At 66.3% G+C, this 21,159-nt stretch carries 19 protein-coding genes; 3 read left to right on the top strand and 16 right to left on the bottom strand.

What is annotated here, in order from left to right; translation table 11 throughout:
• Positions 1-92 precede the first annotated feature (92 nt).
• The 5 genes from A9971_RS29620 to A9971_RS29600 all read right to left on the bottom strand — a co-directional run bounded on the left by A9971_RS29620 (position 93) and on the right by A9971_RS29600 (position 4,390).
• Positions 93-482, bottom strand: a complete 390-nt coding sequence (locus tag A9971_RS29620) for a 5-carboxymethyl-2-hydroxymuconate Delta-isomerase (protein WP_019095468.1) — start codon at positions 480-482, stop codon at positions 93-95.
• A gap of 65 nt (positions 483-547) precedes the next feature.
• A complete protein-coding gene (gene hpaD, locus A9971_RS29615; RefSeq protein WP_183000373.1) occupies positions 548-1,405 on the bottom strand; it encodes a 3,4-dihydroxyphenylacetate 2,3-dioxygenase in 858 nt (285 codons plus the stop codon).
• 54 nt (positions 1,406-1,459) lie between these two features.
• Entirely contained in the window at positions 1,460-2,920 is a 1,461-nt protein-coding gene (gene hpaE, locus A9971_RS29610) for a 5-carboxymethyl-2-hydroxymuconate semialdehyde dehydrogenase (protein ID WP_183000372.1), read from the bottom strand.
• Positions 2,921-3,721 (bottom strand): fumarylacetoacetate hydrolase family protein, encoded by an 801-nt coding sequence (locus tag A9971_RS29605; RefSeq protein ID WP_183000371.1) that lies wholly within the window; start codon positions 3,719-3,721, stop codon positions 2,921-2,923.
• 9 nt (positions 3,722-3,730) lie between these two features.
• Complete coding sequence (locus tag A9971_RS29600) at positions 3,731-4,390, bottom strand: fumarylacetoacetate hydrolase family protein (protein WP_053151968.1); 660 nt, start codon at positions 4,388-4,390, stop codon at positions 3,731-3,733.
• Between the two features lie 197 nt (positions 4,391-4,587).
• On the opposite strand from A9971_RS29600, the gene hpaA reads away from it, so the two are divergent.
• Positions 4,588-5,517 carry a 4-hydroxyphenylacetate catabolism regulatory protein HpaA gene (gene hpaA / locus A9971_RS29595; protein ID WP_011061651.1) on the top strand — a complete coding sequence of 310 codons (930 nt, stop codon included), beginning with the start codon at positions 4,588-4,590 and terminating at the stop codon, positions 5,515-5,517.
• Positions 5,518-5,631: 114 nt separating this feature from the next.
• Positions 5,632-6,723, top strand: a complete 1,092-nt coding sequence (locus A9971_RS29590) for a DUF1176 domain-containing protein (protein ID WP_123473482.1) — start codon at positions 5,632-5,634, stop codon at positions 6,721-6,723.
• 9 nt (positions 6,724-6,732) lie between these two features.
• Here the strand turns inward: A9971_RS29590 and A9971_RS29585 are convergent, their stop codons facing one another.
• Genes A9971_RS29585 through A9971_RS29565 form a run of 5 tightly spaced genes read right to left on the bottom strand, consistent with a single transcriptional unit; the run spans position 6,733 to position 12,700 of the window.
• The gene (locus A9971_RS29585; RefSeq protein WP_183000370.1) at positions 6,733-8,394 is read right to left on the bottom strand and encodes a GMC family oxidoreductase; all 1,662 of its coding nucleotides are present in this window, start codon (positions 8,392-8,394) and stop codon (positions 6,733-6,735) included.
• Positions 8,395-8,429: 35 nt separating this feature from the next.
• Positions 8,430-9,731 (bottom strand): carbohydrate porin, encoded by a 1,302-nt coding sequence (locus tag A9971_RS29580; RefSeq protein ID WP_183000369.1) that lies wholly within the window; start codon positions 9,729-9,731, stop codon positions 8,430-8,432.
• Positions 9,732-9,787: 56 nt separating this feature from the next.
• Positions 9,788-10,852, bottom strand: coding sequence for a 2,3-butanediol dehydrogenase (locus tag A9971_RS29575; RefSeq protein ID WP_144417769.1), 1,065 nt, complete (start codon positions 10,850-10,852; stop codon positions 9,788-9,790).
• Positions 10,852-12,132 (bottom strand): MFS transporter, encoded by a 1,281-nt coding sequence (locus A9971_RS29570; RefSeq protein ID WP_065364199.1) that lies wholly within the window; start codon positions 12,130-12,132, stop codon positions 10,852-10,854. The genes A9971_RS29575 and A9971_RS29570 overlap by 1 nt, the downstream gene beginning before the upstream one ends.
• A gap of 34 nt (positions 12,133-12,166) precedes the next feature.
• The gene (locus tag A9971_RS29565) at positions 12,167-12,700 is read right to left on the bottom strand and encodes a 2,4'-dihydroxyacetophenone dioxygenase family protein (protein WP_019095476.1); all 534 of its coding nucleotides are present in this window, start codon (positions 12,698-12,700) and stop codon (positions 12,167-12,169) included.
• Positions 12,701-13,026: 326 nt separating this feature from the next.
• Here A9971_RS29565 and A9971_RS29560 point away from each other — a divergent pair, with 326 nt between their 5' ends.
• Positions 13,027-14,073 carry a helix-turn-helix domain-containing protein gene (locus A9971_RS29560; RefSeq protein WP_019095477.1) on the top strand — a complete coding sequence of 349 codons (1,047 nt, stop codon included), beginning with the start codon at positions 13,027-13,029 and terminating at the stop codon, positions 14,071-14,073.
• A 168-nt stretch (positions 14,074-14,241) separates the two neighbouring features.
• On the opposite strand, the gene A9971_RS29555 is transcribed toward A9971_RS29560, so the two are convergent.
• From A9971_RS29555 to hpaB, 6 genes are all read right to left on the bottom strand, one after another.
• Positions 14,242-15,363 (bottom strand): class II histone deacetylase, encoded by a 1,122-nt coding sequence (locus A9971_RS29555; RefSeq protein ID WP_026020252.1) that lies wholly within the window; start codon positions 15,361-15,363, stop codon positions 14,242-14,244.
• Positions 15,364-15,452: 89 nt separating this feature from the next.
• Complete coding sequence (locus tag A9971_RS29550; protein ID WP_183000368.1) at positions 15,453-16,616, bottom strand: MFS transporter; 1,164 nt, start codon at positions 16,614-16,616, stop codon at positions 15,453-15,455.
• 24 nt (positions 16,617-16,640) lie between these two features.
• A complete protein-coding gene (locus tag A9971_RS29545; protein WP_015635863.1) occupies positions 16,641-17,513 on the bottom strand; it encodes a transporter in 873 nt (290 codons plus the stop codon).
• A gap of 135 nt (positions 17,514-17,648) precedes the next feature.
• Positions 17,649-18,626, bottom strand: a complete 978-nt coding sequence (locus A9971_RS29540; RefSeq protein ID WP_011061640.1) for a helix-turn-helix transcriptional regulator — start codon at positions 18,624-18,626, stop codon at positions 17,649-17,651.
• 203 nt (positions 18,627-18,829) lie between these two features.
• The gene (hpaC, locus tag A9971_RS29535; RefSeq protein WP_011061639.1) at positions 18,830-19,342 is read right to left on the bottom strand and encodes a 4-hydroxyphenylacetate 3-monooxygenase, reductase component; all 513 of its coding nucleotides are present in this window, start codon (positions 19,340-19,342) and stop codon (positions 18,830-18,832) included.
• A 140-nt stretch (positions 19,343-19,482) separates the two neighbouring features.
• Positions 19,483-21,045 (bottom strand): 4-hydroxyphenylacetate 3-monooxygenase, oxygenase component, encoded by a 1,563-nt coding sequence (gene hpaB, locus A9971_RS29530; RefSeq protein ID WP_015635861.1) that lies wholly within the window; start codon positions 21,043-21,045, stop codon positions 19,483-19,485.
• Between the last annotated feature and the right edge of the window lie 114 nt (positions 21,046-21,159).

Raw genomic sequence — 21,159 nt, 5'->3', positions numbered from 1 at the left:
AGGAGCCGGCTTGCCGGCGAAGGCGGATCCGGGGCTGGCACAAGGCCTGAGGGCCGCTTCGCTGGCGAGCCGGTTCCTACCGGCGGCTACCCTCAGGCTTGTCCGCGCAGGAACTCGTGCACGTTGTTGTGCTTGAAGTTCAGCTCGGCATCCAGCTCGCTCATTTCGAACGACAGGGCCAAGAGGCGCTGGCCCTGAAGCTCGGCGAAGTGCGCCTTGATGATCTCGAACAGGCCTTCGGCGACCTGGCGTCGTGTGGCCAGGTCGCGGCCGGCTCCCACTTGCAGGCGCATGTGGACGAAGGCGTAGTCGTGCTTGCCGTCGGCCATGCGCCAGGTGTCCAGGCGCACCCCGCGGCTGCGGATGCCCCCCAGGGGGAACACGCCAGTGGCGCCCAGGTAGTCATGGACCTTTTCGAACAGCCTCGGCAGGTCGGCAGCCTGTTCGATGTTGTCGGTGTATTCAGCGATGAAATGCGGCATGGGGAACTCCTTCGCAAGTGGCCGGCGGGAACCCGGCCGCTTGCGAGTCAGGGTGGCAGCTGGGCCTAGACAGGGAAGATGGCGTTGATCTGGCCGGTGCCGGAGCTGCCGAACAGCGGAGTGACGATCTCCGCTGGGCGGTTGTATTCAGGCCCGCCCAACAGCCCCAGGAGCATGGCCGTATCGTGCATTCCGCCCTCGCCATGACAGCTGCTGGCGTAGTCCGGGAGCATGGCGCAGAACTCGCGGAAGCGGCCCTGCTGCCACAGCTCCACCGCCCGCTGGTCCACCTGCTTGTCGAACTCCCGGGTCCAGTTGTGGATGTTGGCCTCGGCCTCGCGGTCGTTGGAGAAACGGTGGGAGAGGGAACCCGACGCCAGCACCAGGACCTTGCGATCGCTCTTCTCGATGGCCCGGCGCACCGCGGCGCCAAAGGTGAAGCTGTCTTCGAGGCGGTGCCAGGCGCACCAGGCGGCGATGGACACCACCTTCAAGTGCTCGGCAGCGGGCACGTCCATGTGCATGTAGCGCATGGGCACCAGGGTGCCGTACTCCAGTTCCAGGCTGGGAATGTTGTGGGCCAGGGTGCGCACGTCGGCGGCATTGGCCTCGGCGGCGATCAGCTCACCCAGCTCCGGGCAGCCCTGGTAGTCGTAGGTCATGTTCTTGATGAAGTGCGGCAGCTCGTTGCTGGTGTAGGTGCCGTTGAACGCCTCGCCGCAGTTGATGTGGTACCCGCTGTTGACCAGCCAGTGCACATCGAACACCACTGCGGTGTCGGCCCCCAGCTCCCGGGCCCGGCGGGCGATCTCCTTGTGCCCGGCAATGGCCGCCTCACGGCAGCCGTGGTGTTTGCCCGGCAGTTCGGACAGGTACATCGATGGTACGTGGCAGACCTTGGCGGCCATGACGACTTCGCCCATGGTGCTTCTCCTGAAACATCTTCTTGTTGGGGTGATCCGGGACGGTTCTGAACCTTACACGCCCCAGCGCGGTATGTGGTGGCTGCCCATGGAGAGGCAGACGTTCTTGATCTCGGCAAAGACCTCGAAGCTGTATTCGCCGCCTTCGCGACCGGTGCCCGATCCCTTGATGCCGCCGAAGGGCTGGCGCAGGTCGCGCACGTTCTGGCTGTTGATGAACACCATGCCGGCCTCGATGCCACGGGCCAGGCGATGGGCCTTGCCGATGTCCTGGGTCCAGATGTAGGAGGCCAGGCCGTACTCGGTGTCGTTGGCCAGTTGCAGGGCCTGGGCCTCGTCCTTGAACGGGATCAGGCACACCACCGGGCCGAAGATCTCTTCCTGGGCGATGCGCATCTTGTTGTCCACGTCGGCGAACACCGTGGGCTGGATGAACTGCCCGCGGGCCAGGTGCGCCGGCAGGTTGGCCGGGCGTTCCAGGCCGCCGGCCAGCAGGGTTGCGCCTTCTTCCAGGCCGATGCGGATATAGCCGGTGACCTTGTCGTAGTGGGCCTGGGTGATCATCGAGCCGACCTGGGTCTTGGGGTCCTGCGGGTCACCGACGATCAGGCGTCTGGCCCGGGCGGCGAACTCCTTGACGAACTGCGGGTAGACGCTTTCCTGGATGAAGATCCGGCTGCCGGCGGTGCAGCGCTCGCCGTTCAGGGAAAAGATGGTGAACAGCGCGGCGTCCAGGGCCCGTTCCAGGTCGGCGTCCTCGAAGATCAGCACCGGCGACTTGCCGCCCAGTTCCATGGAGTACTTCTTCAGGCCCGCGGTCTGCATGATCTTCTTGCCGGTGGCGGTGCCGCCGGTGAAGGAAATCGCCCGCACGTCCGGGTGGCGCACCAGGGCATCGCCGGCGGTGGCACCGTAGCCCTGGACGATGTTCAGCACCCCGGCGGGAATCCCGGCTTCCACCGCCAGCCTACCCAGCTCATTGGCGGTCAGTGGCGACAGTTCGCTCATCTTCAGCACCGCGGTATTGCCCAGGGCCAGGCACGGCGCGGTCTTCCAGGTGGCGGTCATGAACGGCACGTTCCATGGCGACACCAGGGCGCAGACGCCTACTGGCTGGTACAGGGTGTAGTTGAGCATCTGGTCGTCCACCGGATAGCTGTGGCCATCCATGCGGGTGCAGACCTCGGCGAAGAAATCGAAGTTGTGCGAGGCCCGGGGAATCAGCACGTTGCGGGTCTGGTGGATCGGCAGGCCGGTGTCCAGGGTTTCCAGCTCCGCCAGATGCGGCACGTTCTCCTCGATCAGCGCCCCCAAGCGGCGCATCAATCGCGCGCGCTCCTTGGCCGGGGTGTTGGCCCATTTCGGGAAGGCCTCCTTGGCTGCGGCCACCGCCTGGGCGATTTCCTCGGCGCCGCCGCTGGCCACTTCGCCGATGGCGTCACCGGTGGCGGGGTTGTAGTTGGTGAACACTTCGCGGCTTTCGACTTCGCGGCCGTTGATCCAGTGCTTGATCATTTATGCGTGCTCCTTGGCCACGGCAGTGGGCTCCGGGTGGGCGTGATGGGTGAAGAATTCGCTTTCGCTGACGATGCGGTTGACCAGCCGGCCGATGCCTTCAATTTCCACCACCACCTCATCGCCGGGCACCACGTCGGACAGGCCTTCGGGGGTACCGGTGGCGATCATGTCCCCCGGTTGCAGGGTCATGAAGCCGGACAGGTATTCGATGAGGTAGGGGATGTCGAAGATCATGTCGGCGGTGCTGCCTTGCTGGCGCAACTCGCCGTTGACCCAGGTGCGCAGGGTCAGGTTGTTGGGTTCGGGTACCTGGGCCGCGTCGATGATCCACGGGCCTACCGGGGTGGTGGCATCGCGGTTCTTCACCCGCAGGTTGGGCCGGTAGTAGTTCTCCAGGTAGTCGCGGATCGCATAGTCGTTGCACAGGGTGTAGCCGGCCAGGTAGTCCAGGGCATCCTCGCGCTTGACGTTGCGCGCGGTCTTGCCGATCACCGCCACCAGCTCGCACTCGTAGTGCATGTAGGCGACGTTGTCCGGGCGCCAGGTCACCTGTTTGTGGCCGGTGTAGGTGCCGGGAGACTTGATGAACACCAGCGGTTCGGTGGGCGGCTTGAAGGCCAGCTCGGCGGCGTGGTCGGCATAGTTCAGGCCCAGGGCGAACATGGTCCCGGTGGCCGGCGGCAGCCACTGCACCCGGTCTTCGGCCAGGACCCGGCCGTCTTCCAGTTGCAGGGTGTTGGGGCCGGTGACCAGGGCCTGGTGGACCTGGCCCTGATAACGAATGCGTGCATGTTTCATGTCGGTTCCTTATTCGGCCACGATGGTGTTGGCGAGGCGGCCCAGGCCGCTGATCTGCACTTCGACCCGATCGCCGGGGCGTACATCGACCCGGCCTTCCGGAGTGCCGGTGATCAGCACGTCACCGGGGTGCAGGGTCATGAACTCGCTGATCTCGGCAATCAGCTGGGGAATGCTGCGCACCAGGTTGGCGGTGCTGTTGTGCTGCACCCGCTCGCCGTTGACCCACAGCTCCAGGCTCAGGGCATGGGGGTCGGGCACCTCGGCGGCCGGTACCAGTTCCGGGCCCAGGGCGCAGAAGCCGTCCCGGCACTTGGCCTTGACCGCGGGGCGGTAGTAGCTGTCTTCCGGCAGGCTGAATTCGTTGACGATGGTGTAGCCGGCCACGTGTTCCAGGGCGTCTTCCAGGCGCACCCGGCTGGCGCGCTTGCCGATCACCACGCCCAGGGCCGGGCCGGGCTGCAGGCGCTCCACACCTTGGGGAAACACCACCGGCGCCTCATGGCTGTTGCGGGTGTTGGGGGTCTTGATGAACAGCACCGGCTTCACCGGCGGCTTCTGGTAGGGCGGCTGGGTGAAGCTCTGCAGATGGCTCTGCAGCAACCCCTGGTAGTTCAGCGCAACGCCGAACAGGGTGCCGCCGGCGTGATCGTTCAGTGCACGGCTCATCGGGCTCTCCTGGTGTCCGTACCCGTAGCGGCTTGCCGCTGGCGGGTCGATTTCGTTAATGTGTTAACGTTATATTTAATATGTTAACGATCGTCAAGCGATGGACTGCCCGCTTCCATCCCGCAGTGGCGGGCAAGCCGCGAATCACGCAGGATGCGCAGGGTCCGCGTGGATCAAAATAAAAACAGAAGGGCGCCATGAACCCACGCCAACCGATTCCCAACATCAACATCGGCCAGGTCTACGACCAGCGTTACGCCGATGCCCAGGTGCACTACGACAAGCTCAGCAACCTGGCCGGCTTCTTCGGTCGCAACATGCCGGTGCATCGCCACGACCGTTTCTTCCAGGTGCATTACGTGCAGAGCGGCGCGGTGCGGGTCTACCTCGACGATCAGCAGTATCTGGAGTCGGGGCCGATGTTCTTCCTGACCCCGCCGACCATTCCCCACGCCTTCGTCACCGAGGCCGACAGCGAAGGCCATGTGCTGACCGTGCGCCAGCAACTGGTGTGGGAGTTGATCGGCGCCGACCCGGCACTGGCCCCGGCGCCCCAGGTGCCGCCGGTGTGCGTGGCCCTGGCGCGCCTGGGGCCGCAGTTCGCCGGCGAAGTACGACGCCTGGAGGGCCTGTTCCATGAATTGCAGCGGGAGATTGCCGGGCAGGGCCCGGGGCGCGAGCCGGCGCTGGAAGCCCTGACCCGGCTGCTGATGATCAGCCTGCTGCGGTTGTCGGCCAACTCCCTGACGGCGCGCCCGGCACGCCATGAAGACCTGCAGATCTTCCACCGCTTCAACGAGCTGATCGAGGCCCGCTACCTGGAGCACTGGCCCCTGGGCCGCTACGCCAGCAGCCTGGGAGTGACCGAGGCGCGCCTCAATGATGTCTGCCGGCGCATCGCCGACCTGCCGTCCAAGCGCCTGGTGCATGAACGGGTGATGCAGGAGTCCAAGCGCCTGCTGCTGTTCACCGGCAGCTCGATCAACGAAATCTGCTACCAGCTGGGCTTCAAGGACCCGGCCTATTTCAGCCGGTTTTTCCAGCGTTACGCCAAGACCGCGCCGGGGGAATACCGCTTGCGCCAGGGGCAGGCGCCTGCCCCTGGCGCAAATGCGCCGGGTGCCTGATCCCTGGGGCAGGGCTGATGCCATGGAGCCGCGCCCAGGCAACTGACCCTGGCGGTATTCGCCGCCTGGCGGGCGTGGCAGAATCCGCGCCTTTGCCCGACAAGGAGCGTCGTCATGCTGCGTACCGTTGTGTTGCCCCTGCTGGTGCTTGGCGCCTTGCCGTGCCTGGCCCGGGAGCTGCCGGAGCTGACGCCGCTGTGGTTGCAACAGGAGGGCTGGATCGGCGCGTGCGACAACCGCCGCGACTGCCAACTGCTCTACGCGCCGAACATCGATTTTGCCGAGCGGGTCAACCACCTGACCCTGAAAATCCGCAGCCAGGCCGGCCCCGAAGGCCTGTTGCAACTGCAACTGGAGCACCAGGGCGCGCCATTGGAACTTGGTGCATTGCGCCTGGATGGCCAGCCGCTGGAGCCCGGCTTGCTGGCGGCGCTGGTCCAGGAAGTGGAAGCCCCCGACAGCACCCGTGAACAACAGTACTACCGGGTTGATGACCAGCCCCTGGCCCGGCAATGGCTGGCGCGGCTGCGGGCCGGGCAGGTGCTGGAACTGCCGGGAGAGGAGCCGGCCCAGGTGCTGCTCAAGGGGTTGCCGGACTTGCTGCAACGGGTGGACCAGGTGCAGCAGCGCCAGGGCACGGTCAGCGCCCTGGCCGCGCCCGGCGAACAGCCGGCCAGCGCGGTGCCCGGGTTGCAGCCGGCCGCGGCATTGCGCCCCTATCCCGGGGTGAAGCCCCTCGGCGCCCGAGAGCGCACCGGGCTGCTGGCGGCGGTGCGCAAAACCTTGCCGCCGGCAAAGACCGAAGACGCCGACGACTACGTCATGCCACCGAGGATCGAGGTCTATCCGCTGACCGCGCAGCAGGCGCTGGTCTTCGAGTTCTCCGATTGCGGTGCCTACATCTGCCTGTTCGATATCAGCAGCCGCTCGCGCACGGCGCCCTATGCGCTGCAGCCCCTGCAGATGCAGGCGTTGCCGGCCGGCAGCGTCGACCATGCCGGGGGCCTCAACTATTACCCCGAGACCGGCGAGCTCAGCAGTTTCCTCATGGGCCGCGGGATAGGCGACTGCGGTGAAATGGCCAGTTGGCACTTCGATGGCCAGGCCTTCCAGCTCACCGATTATCGGCGCATGCCCACCTGCAGCGGCCTGGGCTACGAAGACTGGCCGGTGCTCTGGAGTGCCGAGGCACCCAAGCGCCCCTGAGCCCCGGCATCAGGTGCAAGCTTCGCCTTGAAGCACGTTGCTCGGTTGCGCCGGTGCCGTGCCCAGCAACAGGTCTGCGGCCTTTTCGCCGATCATGATTGCCGCCGCATTGGTGTTGCCGGTGATCAGGCTCGGCATGATCGAGGCGTCCGCCACCCGCAGCCCCTGGAGGCCGTGGACCCGCAACTGGTCGTCCACCACCGCCAGTTCGTCGTGGCCCATCTTGCAGCTGCCCACCGGGTGAAACACCGTGCCCAGGTGCTGGCGGATCCATTGCTCGATCTGCTCCTGGCTCTGCACCTGCGGGCCGGGCACCAGTTCGCCCTTGAGGCGTTGGGAGAAGGCCCGGGTCGCTGCCAGCTGGCGCACCAGGCGCAAGCCGGCCACCAGCTTGCGCAGGTCTTCGGGGTGGCTGAGGAAGTTGGCGTCGATCAGCGGCTTGTCGTGCGGGTCGGCGGAATTCAGGCGCACCCGGCCGCGGCTCTGCGGGTGCATCACCGCCACATGCAGGCTGATGCCGTGGCCCACGGGGATCAGGCGCTGGGGCTGGTTCTTCAGGGCCGGGGCGACGATCAGCCCCAGTTCCGGCACCGGGTCCTCGGGCGCAAGGCGCAGGAAGGCTCCGGACTCGACGGTATTGGAGGTCAGCGGGCCCTGGCGCCGGGTCAGGTACTGCCAGGGTGAGCGGGCCAGGGGCAGCAGGCCCTTGGCGGAAATGCCGTAGCCCAGTTCGGGGTCGCTGCGGTACATCAGCACGATGTCCTGGTGATCCTGCAGGTTGAGCCCGACCCCTGGCAGCGGGTGGCGGGAAACGATCCCGTGGCGCGCAAGCTCCTCGGCCGGGCCGATGCCGGACAGCAACAGCAGTTGCGGTGAGTTGATCGCCCCGGCGCACAGGATCACTTCCCGGCGTGCCAGCAGTTGCCAGACCCGGCCGTCCTGGCTGATTTCCACACCGCTGGCACGAGTGCCTTGCAGCAACACCCGGTGGGTCAGGGTGCTGCTCAGTACCGTCAGGTTCTGCCGGTGCAGGATCGGGTGCAGGAAGGCCCGTGCCGCGCTGCAGCGCTCGCCGTTGATCTGGGTGACATGGAAGGGCCCGAAGCCTTCCTGCTCCGGGCCATTGAAGTCCGGGTTGTAGCTCCAGCCCAGCTCGGTGGCGGCCTGGTAGAACACCTGATTGACCGGGCTCGGGCTGCGCTGCTCGGCGACGTTGAGCTCGCCGTGCTGGCCGTGCCACGGCGAGGTGCCGGGTTCGAAATGCTCCGAGCGCTTGAAGTAGGGCAGCAGTTCGTCATGGCTCCAGCCCTGGTTGCCGGCGGCGGCCCAGCGGTCGAAGTCCAGGCGATGGCCGCGGATATAGATCATGCCGTTGATCGCGCTGGAGCCGCCCCAGACCCGACCCCGGGGGCAGGGGATCGGCACGTCGCCACTGCTGGCCTGTGGGCTGAACTGGTGCATCCAGTTCCAGCGCGGGTTGGCGATCAGGCGGATGATCCCCGCCGGAGTGCGCACATAGGCGGCGGGCAGCAAGGTGCGGTCACTGGGCCCGGCTTCGATCAGGCACACCTGGACCTTGGGATCGGCGGACAGCCGGTTGGCCAGCACGCAACCGGCGGAACCGGCGCCCACCACTATGTAGTCGAAGGTCTGCGTGGTGTTTTCACTCATGGGGGATACCTCTTGGGCAGTCACAGAAATCCATCTCAGAGCCCCAGCAGCGAGCCAACGTCGAGGGTCACTTGCAGGCCGACGACAAAGCCGTTGCCGCTCAGCTCGCGGGCTTCGGGGTTGTAGAAGTTGTCCGGGTTGACCAGGTACTGGACGCTGGGCTCCAGGGCCAGTTGCCGGGTCAGGGCGATATGGGCGTTGGCTTCCAGTGCGTAGACATTGCGTTCGCCCAGGCGCGGGTCGCCGCCGTTGGCGATGCGGGCCTGCTGCTGGAAGCGCAGCTGGTGGTCGTTGAGGCGCAGGTAGCTGGCCTTGAGGTTGAGCTTGTCCTGGGGCCGGTCGAAGGGCGCGAGGTAGGTCAGCCCGGCCTCGGCAAACTGGCTGAAGGGCTGCTTGTCATCGGCCGCCGCCGACAGCGAACCGAACAGCAGCAGGGCCTGGGGCGCACTGCCGGTACCGGCGTCGGCACGCCACAGTGCCTGCTGGAACTTGAAGAAGGCACCGCCGGTGCCGAAGTCCATGGCTCCGGTCAGCGGGTCCACCTGCTTGGAGGTGTTGTAGTAGCCGTTGAGCTCGTAGTGGGAGCTGTAGGCATCGCGGTTCTGGCTGCCGATGCCCAGCAGCAGGCTGGTGCCGCTGGCGTCGTCGGTACTGAAATCCAGGCCCTTGCGCTCCTTCAGGTAGTCCACCGGGTTGGACTCGAAGGCGCCGCCATGCACGTACCACTGGGGCGTCAGCTGGTATTTCAGGTAGCCGCCCCAACTGCCGTAGGGCGGCGGCAGGATGCCGGTGGAAGAGTCGATGATCGGGTCGTTGCAGGTCACCGTGCTTTCGCAGTTGTAGATATAGAAGTAGCGCCGGGCGTTGGTCCGCCCCAGGCTCAGGTCGACCCGGCCGTCGAGCCAGGTCTGCTGGTAGGTCAGCAGGCTCAACTGGTTGCTGGTGAGGTCGTTGTGGATCGGCGCGCCGCCGAAGTAGCTGCCGGCGGCGCCCTGCCAGTTGCGCGAGGTGGGCACGCCGGTCTCGTGGTCGAGGATGAACAGCGTCTGCTCGAAGTGCAGGGCCGCGCCGTCGAGGCCGGCGAAGGTCCCCAGATCGATATCGGCGCCGACGAACAGGTCGCCGCTGTTGCCGAAACTGTGGGGCCGGGGGCCCGTGTCCAGGTTCTTCATGGCCAGGCTGAGGAACTGCACATGGGGCGTGATGCCACGGTCGGCCAGGTAGTCCCCCAGGTCGGACAGCGGGCCGGTACGCGGCGTGGGCGGCGTCTGGGCAAGGCAATCAAGGGGCAGCAGCAAGGCGGCCAGCAGCGGGCACAGCGCATAGGTTGCATTCATGTCGGGTACTCGATTCTTGTTGTTTTTGTCTTGAGTGTCGGTTGCACATCGTTTGTTCAGGCATCGGCCAGGGCCGGGGTCGGGTTGACCAGCACCTTGATCTGGCTCTTGTCTTGCAACAGCGCCTGGAAGCCTTGCTCCACCGCCTGTTCCAGGGCCAGGCAGCGGGTGACCGCCCGGCTCAGGTCCAGGCGCCCGCTGGCCAGCAGCTGGATCAGTTCGGGGTAGACGTGGCGGTAGCCGACGCTGCCGAGCAGGCGCAACTCGTTGTTCACCAGGTGGAAGGCATCGAACTGCACGTCGCCCATCAAGCCCACCAGCACCGCTTCGCCGCCCTTGCGCAGGCAGTGCAGGGCATGGCTCAGGGTCTGCTGGCTACCGGCGGCCTCAAAGGCGCTGTCGATACCACCGGCGCTCAGCTGCCGCAGGCGTGCCTGCAGTTGCGGGTCGGCGCCGTCCAGGGCCTCAGAGGCGCCGAACTCCAGGGCCAGGCGCCGGCGCTCGGGGTCCAGGTCCACGGCGTAGATCCGTTCCACCCCTCGCAACCGTGCCAGTAGCACCAGCAGCAGGCCGATGGGCCCCAGGCCGAACACCGCGCAACTGTCGCCGGCCATCAGGCTGCTCTGGTTCAAGGCGTGGTAGGCCACCGCTGCCGGCTCCAGCACGGCCGCCTGCTTGAAGCTGACGCTGTCCGGGAGCAGGTGCAGCATGTAGGCCGGTACCACCGCCTGTTCGGCAAAGCCGCCGTCGCCCATCAGGCCGATAAAGCCCATGGATTCACAGAGGTTGTACTGGCCCATCTGGCAGTACGAGCACTCGCCGCAGCGGTATTCGGGTTCCACCGCCACCCGCTGGCCCAATAGCCGTGCATCCACGCCCGGGCCCAGGGCTACTACCTGGCCGCAGAACTCGTGGCCCAGGGTCAGCGGCGCCCGGCAACCGGACAGCGGGTGAGCCACCTGCTGAGGTATGGAGTGAGGGCCGTCGACGTACTCATGCAGGTCGCTGCCGCAGATGCCGCAGTAGGCGACTTGCAGCAGCACCTCGCCGGGGCCGGGCTGGCGCGGTTCCAACTGAGTCAGGCGCAGGTCGCGGGCGGCATGCCATTGCAGTGCTTTGATCATGGGTTTCCTCCCAGGCTCGGGCTGGGTGCAGGGTGGGGGCCGGGGTGCCGGCGTTGTTGGCGGGCCAGTACCGCGGGGGCGGTTTCCTTGAGGAACAGGGCCAGCACGGCGGCCAGCAATGCGCCGCCGCAGGACATCCACATGACGATCGACAGGCCGAAGCGGTCGGCGGCGAAGCCGGCAATGGTCGGAGCGATGAAGCCGCCCACCAGCTCGCCGATGCCCATGATCATGCCCAGGGCCGTGGCCATGACTTCGCGGGGCACGGTTTCCGCGGGGATGGTGGCCATGAACAGGGTGAAGCAGCCCAGGCCGGTGTAGGTCAGCAGCATCAGCACCCCGAGCATCCAGGGCGACGAGGCGTAGAGCAGGGCGATGGGACAGCAAGCGGCAATCAGCGAGAACAGCACCAGGGTCGGGCGCCGGCCGAGGCGGTCGGAGATTGCCGGCACGCCGAAGCCCCAGAGCACCCAGGCGCCTCCCAGGCAGCTCATCACCGTGCCCATGCTGGCCGGGCTGTAGTCGCGAACCTTGACCAGGAAGGTCGGGGTGAAGGAAATCAGGATGATGAACCAGGTCAGGAACACGCAGCTGATGAGGGTGCAGAGCACGATGTTGCGGCTCTTGAGCAGGGCCAGGCGATGGCTGCCACCCGGGCTGGACGGGGTGTGCGCTCGCGGTTCGTGTCGCGGTGGGTCGGGCTGCACGTAGCGCCAGATCAGCAGGGCGATCAGTAGCCCGGGAATCAGCGAAATGATGAAGGCGTGGCGCCAGCCGTAGGCTTCGGCCAGGGCGATCAGCACCGGCGGGCCGATCACCGCGCCCAACAGGCCCGCCGCCGACCCTTGCAGCAGGCCCATGTTCAGGCCCCGGCGATGGGGCGAGGAGGCTTCCACCATCAGCGATTGGGAGAGCGGCAGGATCGGCCCCTCGGCCAGCCCCATGATGGCGCGGAACAGCAAAAGGCTGAGAAAGCCGGTGACCAGCCCGGACAGCGCCGAGCACAGGGAAAACAGGATCACCGCGACGATCAGCAACGGCTTGCGCACGCCCCGGCGGTCCGACCAGGCACCCACCAGGGCCCCGGACACCGCCCAGGCCAGGGCCAGGATCGACGACAGCATGCCCAGGTGGCTGTTGCTCAGTTGCAACTCGTCAGCCATGAAGGGGAACAGGAAGGACAGCGCCAGACGATCGAAAAAGACGAAACCGAAGGTCAGGAACAGCACCCCCAGCAAGGTGTTCTCGTAACCGGCCTTGTTGTTTTTATAAGCCATGGTGGTTCTCCGAAGGAGGCGTGGGCAGCGCCGGTCAGCGGAACAGGGTGTCGATATGGGCGGCGCCCAGGCCGATCTTTTCGTAGTGGGCGCGGCACATGGCGATGTAGGAGTGCACGTCGAAGTAGCCGTCGGGCTCGCCCTGTTCGTCGAGCCAGATCAGCGGGCCCTTGACGATGAAGAACACCCGCATCGGCTGCTCATGCTCATAGGCCACCAGGGTGTGGCCTTCGCCCGGGGTCTCGTAGACGAAGTCCCCGGCGGTGGCGGTCCACTCGTGCTCCAGGTAGCCCCATTTGCCGGACAGGGTGTAGGCGAAGACTTCGTGGGGGTGGTAGTGGCGGTTCACCAGCCCGGCGCTGCGGGCCAGGAGAATGTCGCACCAGCGGTTTTCGCTGGGGGAGATCCACAGTGGCCGTGAGGACACGGTCTCGGTGAAGGGCACGTACAGGCGCAGGTCGTCGCTGGCGGCATCGGGCAGGTAGACCTCCGGCTTGGCGTCGGGCTTGAAGCAGTTGGCGATCGGTTGCAGGTCTTTCCAGAATTCACGGTGGGCGGCTTCGGGCATGGTGGGCCTCGGTTGTTGTTATGGGAGGAGCCTGGGCAGCCGGGCAGGGCGGCCATGGGGGTACGGCGCAGACTTTAGGTCGGGAGCGGGGCAAGGGTTTGCACGGATCGGACTGGTTGTTTGTCTGTTTCGGACGGCTTTTTTCCTACGGCCGATAGAGAGCCGATGACGCGCTCAAAGCGACCGGGTCCCACTGCGTTTCAAGTTGACAGGCTATATAGTTCAGATGTTAATGAATGGCCGCGGCCCGCAGTGCCTGCGGCCCCAGGTGTCCGGACACTGCCTTGCCGTCCGGGGAACATCCCGCCGCCATGAGAAGAACAACAATGTCTCCATGCGCCTTGCTCGAAACCCGGCATGCCAGCACCCAGGCCGTCGACCTGGACCAACGCCTGGCCTTCTGGGAGGACTACAACGCCAGCACCCTGGTGGGGCTCAAGTGCAACTCCTACGCCGAGGGCGGTTTCGCCGCCAGCCAGGACAACCTGCAATTGAGCGCCATGCGCCTGGCCCGCATCGTCGGCAACGAACACGTGGTGGAGCGCGACACCTCGATGATCCGCGGCGTGCCCAAGGAGTCGATTTTCGTGTCCCTGGTCACCGGCAGCGGTTCGTTCTTCTACCAGGATGGCGCCTGCCAGGTGCTGGAGCCGGGGGAGCTGGTGGTCTACCGCACCGACAAGCCCTACCTGTTCGGCTTTTCCGGGGCCATGCGCCAGTTCATCTTCGACATTCCCCAGCAGCAGTTCGCCGAGCGCTGTCTGAAACGCTTCGACCGGCCTTTGCGGATCAGCGTCGAAAGCGGGGTCCAGCGCCTGTTGCTGCGCACCCTGGGCGAACGTACCCGGGGCTTTTTCCAGCAGCCCCTGTGCGCCGAGGCCGAGGCTTATCAGGAGCAGGCCTTCGAGCTTCTGGCCAGCATCATTGCCGGGCATGTGGGGGAACGGCCAATCAACGCCCTGAGCGCCTCCTACCTGCTGGCGGCCAAGCAATGCATCCATGAACAGCTGGCCGACCCGACCCTGAGCTGCGAGCGGGTGGCGGCCCAGACCGGCATTTCCACCCGGCACCTGGCCCGGCTGTTCGCCCTGGAAGAAACGCTACCCAGCCGCTTCATCCTGGAAAAACGCCTGCAACAGGCCCGTCAGTTGCTGTGCAGCAGCCAGGGAGCGGGCCTGGATATCAGCGAGATCGCCTACCGGCACGGCTTTGCCAGCCAGGCGCATTTTGCCCGGGCCTTCAAGAGCCGCTTCCAGCAAACTCCCAGTGAAGCACGCGCCCTGGGGTTAGCCGCAACCCTGGCAAGCCCGGCAGCCGAAAGCGTCGGTCACGCCTGTGGCGACAATCTCCGGGGCCTGGAGCAAGGCAACTGACCCACCCGGGCCACACTGTTGCAGCAAGTAGCCCAGGGGAGCGGGGGAAGGATGGCCGGTTGGGCAGAGCGGCGTTCCGCTGGCTGGAGCCCGGGCTCCGGGGAACGCCGTTGGTGGATGCCGCCGCTCGGGTGGCGGGGCTTGCTCGTTCCGGCACCAGAGCGGGGGTCAGCGCCCGGCAGCCTCCATGGCTTGGGCTTGAAGGTCGAGCAACTGGCGTTGAAAGGTCACGAATGGCTCCTTGGGCTGTTGCAGGCGTACGAACTCCAGCATCGGGTCGGCGACGGCGGTGCGGATTCCCGACAGCGCCTCCAGGGTGGCCAGCCCGCAAAACGGTACGTAGGCCTCGGAGTAGCCGCCTTCATGCACCAGCACCAGGCGCCCTCGGCACAGGCGCTCGGCAGCATCCTTCAGGCACTGGGTCATCTCGCGGAACGAGTCACTGTGCAGCAGCATCCGCGCCAGGGGGTCCACGGCGTTGGCGTCATAGCCACAGGCGACAATGATCAGTTCCGGCTCGAAGCGCTCCAGGGCCGGTATCACGATGCGCTGCATGGCGTACAGGTAGGCGTCGTGGCCACTGCCCGGCAGCAGCGGGATATTGATGTTGCAGCCCAGGCCGGCGCCGCGCCCGCGGTCCTGTTCACCGCCATAGCCCGGAGGGAAGCAACCGTCCTGGTGCAGGGACAGGGTCAGCACGTCGGCCCGCTCCTCGAAGATCGACTGGGTGCCGTTGCCGTGGTGCACGTCCCAGTCGATGACCGCTACCTTGCCCAGTCCATGACGGGCCTTGGCGGCCTCGATGGCGATGGCGATGTTGGCCAGGAAACAGAAGCCCATGGCCTGGTCGCGGGTGCAGTGGTGTCCTGGTGGACGGGACAGGGAATAGGCGTTATCGGCTTCGCCGCTGAGCACGGCGTCCACGGCGGCCATGGCCAGCCCGGCGGACAGCTGGGCGATTTCATAGCTGCCCGGGCCCACCGGCGCCTCGTCGCCGAGGTGACCGCCACCGGCGTCGCTCAAGGCCTTGAAACGCTGCAGGTAGGCAGCACTGTGGACCCGCAGCAGGTCGTCTTCGGTGGCCGCTGCGGCGCTGCGCAGGTGCAACTGTCGGGTCAGGCCGGAAACATCCATCAGGCTTTTCAAACGGCGTTTGGTTTCCGGTGATTCGGCGTGCCCGGCGGCGGCTGGCGGCTGTACCCAGCCACCCACCGGCAGGGTCAGGACGTGGGGGCCGCCGCTGTGCCACAGGCTGAGTTCGTCGAAGAAAAACGCGCTTTTACAGGTCATGGTGATATCCATTTTTCAGGGTGGAATTTACAACGCGACAGCGGCTGGCCCAGGCCCTCGGTGCCAAGGGAACCAGGGCACCGAGAGCGTTAGCGTGCAGGCCGGCAACTGAGTACCAGGGCCATGGACAGCAGGGTGATTGCGGCGCCCGCCAGCAGCAGCTCGTGGAAGCCGCCGCTGCCTTCGATCAGCCGCCCGGCGATGGTCGGGCCTATGGCCAGGCCGGCGCTGATCACCAGGTTGGAGGCGTTCATCAGGCGGCCGCTGCGGTCCATTTCGGCCATGCGCGCGAGGATCAGCGGCAGGATGAAGGTCCAGGTGAACTTGAACACCAGCGCCGCCAGGGCAAAGCGCGCCAGTTGCGGCTGGCCCAGAAGCAGCAGCACCGAGCCGGCCATCAGGCCGTAGCCCAGCAGGAGCAGGGCGCTACGGGGCAGGCGATCGCCGAACAGCGTGGCGCACAGGGCGCCGGCAAGGCCCATCAGGGTGGCGATGGCCAGCACGTCGCCGCTGGTCTGTGCCGAAAGGCCGGACTGGCCACCGATGGCGCCGATGAAGGTCCAGACCCCGCTGAGGCTGATGTAGAAGGTCAGGATGCCGAGAATCCCCAGGGTGGCCTTGGCCCTGGAAACCGGCGGGGCCTTGGCTTCATGGCTGGCGGCCTTCGCCGCGCCCGCTGGAAAGCTGCGAGCCAGGGGCAGGCACAGCAGCATCAGCAGCGCCATGATCAGGTAACAGGCACCCAGGCCGAAGCGCTCGAAGAGCATGGGCAGCAGGCTCAGGCCGATGGCCCCCAGCACCAGCTGGCCCATCACCCAGAAGCCGTAGGCGCGACTGGGGTTGGGGCTGGCGGCGGCGCTGGCCAGGCAGATGATCATCAGCGAGCCGCCGGCCAGGGCACTGCACGAGCGTGCGATCAGCAGCAGCGAATAGTCGTTGGCGAGCATCGACAGCAGGTTGGCGAGGATGAACAGCAGGGCGCTGCACAGCGCCGCGCGGCGCCAGTCGATGTGTTTCAGCCACCAGATGGCGGGCAGGGTGGCCAGGCTCATGGCCCCCAGCTCGGCGGAAAACAGGTCGCCGATCTGGGAGGGGCTCAGTTGCCACTGGCTGGCCAGTTGCGCGGCAATGGCCGGGGCCGTCAGCAGCACCGCGGGGGTGATGGCGGCGAACAGCACGATGGCCGCCTGGAGCCCGAGGGGCTGGCGGGTGATTGGCGGATTCTGGCTCAAGGCGGGGTTCTGGGTGTTCATGGACAGGCTCCTAAGGCAAAGGGGTCAGAACACATGGACCAGGCGCAGCAGGGCGTCGGTGCCGGCAAAGCCGTTCTGGGTGGCGACGTTCTGCGACAGGCCGAACATCAGCTGGTTCTGCTTGTCCAGCCAGTGGCCGAGCTCGAACCCGACCTGGGTGTAGCGCTTGTGGGTGTCGTCGATGCGCCGGTCGTTGATCCGCAGTTCGCCGCCATCGGCGTGGATCAGGCGCAGGGCACCATAGGTGGCGGGGGTGAAGTCGTAAGAGGCGAAGGCCTGCAGGCGGTAGAGCGGGTCCTGCTTGAGGTCGCTGCCGAAGTAGTCGTCGTTGGTGCCATAGAGCTGGGCTTCCAGGTTGGCCTCCAGCACCCACTTTTCCCCCAGGCCCTGGGTGTAGTTGTAGACAAAGGTCGCGCCCCAGCGGTTGGCCCCGGGGGAGACGTCGGGGTTGCGCCCGTGGTACTCGCCCACGGGCAGCGTGATCAGGGTCAGCAGGCCGCTGTAGGTGCGGGTTTGCGGCTGGTTGATGAAGAACAGCGTGCCGCCCACCTGGGGGTCGCCAAAGCCGCTTTCGCCGGTGTGGCGTTCGGCGCCGGGCAGGCGCGCGTCGATATCGGCGAAGGGCACGATGAACTGCGGGGTACAGAGGGTGCCGCACAGGTCGCTGAAGAACACTTGGCGGTAGGCCATGGCATTGACTCGCAGCTCGGCCTTGCCCGTGCTGTCGGCCGGGCCGTGGAAATCACCGGCGCGGGTGGCGGGCAGGTACAGCACGCCCAGGCTGGTGCCCGCTGGGGCGGCGAAGAAGTCCCGGGCATTGAGGTCGGCGGCGTTCAGTGAAAGGCTGGCCAGGGTAGCCGTCAGGGCCAGGGTGATGCGGGGCACGGGCGTGGTCATGGGCGGTGCGTCTCTTGTTGGAGTTGTTGTTCGGCGAACGGCTCGCCGGCACACGGCAGGGGCTGGAAAAAGGGCAAAGGCTGCCCGTGGCCGTCACATTCGACGGCACTGATCAAGGGTGGTCAGGGGGCGGAATCAGCCGGGAGGGGCATGCAGCAACTGGGCGATGCGGGCCTTGTCCTTGACCCCGAGCTTGCTGTAGATGGCCCGAATGTGATGGCGCACGGTGTTGGGCGACATGCCCAGGTCCCGGGCCACTTCCTTGTAGGTCTTGCCTTCGCCGAAGCACTGGGCGACGGCATTTTCCCGTGGGCTGAGCCGGGGCAGCAGGTTGCGGCTGCGGGCCGCCAGGAGGCAGAGGTCGCCTACCGCCGAGGATTCCACCTGCAGGGACTTGCCTTCGAAGCCGCCGGGGTCCAGCGCCATGGGCAGTTGCGGGCCGCTCCACTGCGGCCATTCATGCAGCAGCAGGTCGACGAAGCCGCGTTCGGCGCATTGCAGCACGCCGCGCTGGTCGCACACGGCCAGGGCCAGGTTGCGCGGGCCGGTGAGTTTCTCGCGCATGGCCACCAGGGTGCGGATCTGGTTGGCCGACACTGCGGCCACCAGGTGCAGCATCAGGTTGTTCAGCAGGTGGCAGTCGCCCTGGTTGAAGCGCGGCGCTCCCGGGGCGCGGTACAGCGCCAGGTGATTGTTCAGGTGGGTGTGGGGATCGATGTGCACCACGCACAGCAGTTCGCCGATGTTGTACTGGCGGCCCAGCCAGTTGAGGCCGGGGCCGTTGTCCGGATCGGCCATGTCGACGATCACCGCCCGGCCCGGCACCTCGTGGACCCGGCTTACCGTGACATCGATGTGGCGGATCGATTGCCAGTCCGGCAGGTAGCTCGGTGGCAGGCGGTACAGGTAGCAGCTGTGTTCATCCGGCAGGCCATCCACCAGTGCGGCACGGCCCCACCAGGCGCTGTCGAAGGGCAGGAGCCTGCTGATGCGCGCCAGTGCATGCTGGTGCAGGTTTTCGATGTCCCTGTTCTGCGCCAGTTGCTGCAGTTCAAGGGTCAGTTCGCTGAAGGCCTGCAACAGGCTGGCCGGGGCACGCTCGGGGTGGTTCATGGGTCTGTACCTCTGTGCGACGTTGTTATTGTTTTCGTCACGGAAGGGGTTTGGGACCGGTACGTCAGGGGACGTGGGCAGGGCCTGGTTCGAGTATCGATGGCTTGGAAGAGCCGCGCCATCCTACAGATGCAGGAGGTGGCCCTTGGCCCGGATGCCGGCGGGCATCCAGGCGCGGGAAATGACGGCCAGGAGGGAAGGGGTCAGGCCGCCCGGCAAGGGTGGGCCAGGCGATGGAAGCAACGGCTGAAGTACACCAGTGAGTCGCCGTGCTCCAGCACGCCGATTTCATCCAGTTCCACCAGCATTACCGAGTGCGTGCCGATTTCCTGGACCTCGGTGATGCGCCCCTGCAGGCTGGCCAGGGCGCCCTCCAGCACCGGCAGGGCCTGCAGGCCGTCGCGCCAGGGGTGCAGGCCGAAGCGCTGGTCCATGGCCACGCCGGTCATGCCGGCAAAGTGCCGGGCCACTTCTTCGTGTTCGCCGCTGAGGACGTTGACGCACAACCGCCCGTTGCCCTTGAACACCGGGTTCAGGGCGCTGTTGCGGTTGACGCAGACCATCAGGGTCGGCGGGCTGTCGGTGACCGAGCAGACCGCCGTGGCGGTGATGCCGCAGCGGCCGGCGGGGCCGTTGCTGGTGATGACGTTGACCGCTGCGGTCATGTGCGCCATGGCGTTGCGAAAGGCGAGTTGCTTGGGGTCGAGTACAGACATGACGAATTCCTCGTGGACGCAGGGCATTGCGCTGCAGGAGCCGGCTTGCCGACGAAGGGGCCTGGGCCTTGGGCGTTCTGGCGGGCGTTTTCGCTGGCAAGCCAGCGCCTGCACAAGCCCGCTCCTGCATGTGGCGTGGGCTATTGGCGGATGCGGTCCAGCATGTTGATGTCATCCGGGTTGCTCAGGTGCGGCACGGTCCAGCCGTCGAGGTCGTAGTCCCCCAGGCACTTGTCCACCAGGTCGGTCATGGCTTTCATCGAGCCGCTGGCCTGGGCGTGGCGCAGGCACTGCATGCGGATCTCGTCCTGGCTGCCGGCGTAGTTGATCTCGTACAACTCGTGGCGGCCGCCGAATTCGGTGCCGATGGCGTCCCACAGCAGCTTGAGGATCTTGATCCGCTCCTCGTGGCCCATGCCCCCGGAGCCCCGGCAGTAGGTACCGAGGTACTGGTTGAGCACCGGGTCCTTGAGGTCGCGGGAGCCGGAGGGCAGGTAGATCAGGCCGCTGGCCACCACCTGCTCGATGATCTTCTTGATGTCGGTGTAGGCCTGGGGCGCCAGGACCCGGTAAGCCTGCAGCGCCTGGGTACTGGGCAGGTAGACGCCGTTCATCCATTCACTGGCGTTGCCATGCATGGCGTCGGTCAGGGACCAGAACAGGTTGCGCCAGGCCACCACTTCGCCAACCTGCGCCTGGACCCCGCGAAACTCCAGGGAACCGGTGCATTGCAGGGCCTTGACCAGCAGGCCAGTGATGAAATCGAGCTTCACCGCCAGCCGGGTGCAGCCCTGCATCGGGAACAGGCGGCCGAACCCGCCCTGGGGGAACCATTGGCGGCAGCGCTCGAAATCGCGGTAGATCAGCACGTTTTCCCAGGGGATGAACACCTTGTCCATGATCAGGATCGCGTCGTTCTCGTCGAAGCGGCTGGACAGCGGGTAGTCGAAGGGCGAGCCGGTCATGCCGGCCTGCAGTTCATAGGAAGGGCGGCAGATCAGCTTCATGCCCCGGGTGTTCATCGGTGCGATGAACATCAGGGCGAAATCGGTGTTGTCCCCCAGCAACTGGGCCGAGCCCTGGCCGACGAAGTTGTAGTGGGTCAGGGCCGAGTTGGTGGCCACCACCTTGGCGCCGCTGACGATGATCCCGCCTTCGACTTCCTCGTCCACCGAGATGAACACGTCCTTGACCTGATCCACCGGTTTGTCGCGGTCGATGGGTGGGTTGACGATGGCGTGGTTGAGGTAGAGGCAGGCTTCCTGGATGCGCTTGTACCAGGTGCGGGCGTTGTCTGCGAAGCGCCCGTAGAACTCCGGGTTGGCCCCCAGGGCGCTGCCGAAGGCGGCCTTGTAGTCGGGGCTGCGGCCCATCCAGCCATAGGTCAGGCGCGACCAGTCGGCGATGGCGTCGCGCTGCTGGCGCAGTTCATCGGGGCTTTTCGCCGAACGGAAGAACTTGTGTGTGTAGCCGCCGTTGCCGGTGTCGGTGTCCCAGCACAGTTGCTCCTTGGTGGCCGGGTCGTGCAGGGCGTCGTACAGGCGGGCCATGGAGGCCGCGGAGTTGCGGAAGGCCGGGTGGGTGGTGACGTCCTTGACCCGGTCGCCATAGATGTAGATTTCACGGTCGTCGCGCAGGCTGGCCAGGTATTCGGCACCGGTCAGCGGGCGGTCGGTTGCGGCACGAAAGTCTTCAGGTTTCATATCCAGTCTCAGCGTTGTTTTTATTGACTGGGGCCATGATGGGCAGCCGCGGGAATGGACTAAATGGCTTTTCCGGCGAATGAATTGCACTTTTCATAGGGAGGCGGGTGGCCG

It is taken from the genome of Pseudomonas sp. UME65, assembly GCF_014170225.1.
GTDB lineage: Bacteria > Pseudomonadota > Gammaproteobacteria > Pseudomonadales > Pseudomonadaceae > Aquipseudomonas > Aquipseudomonas protegens.
The sequence above is the reverse complement of the archived record's forward strand: the minus strand, read 5'-3'. Positions and strand labels throughout refer to the sequence as shown.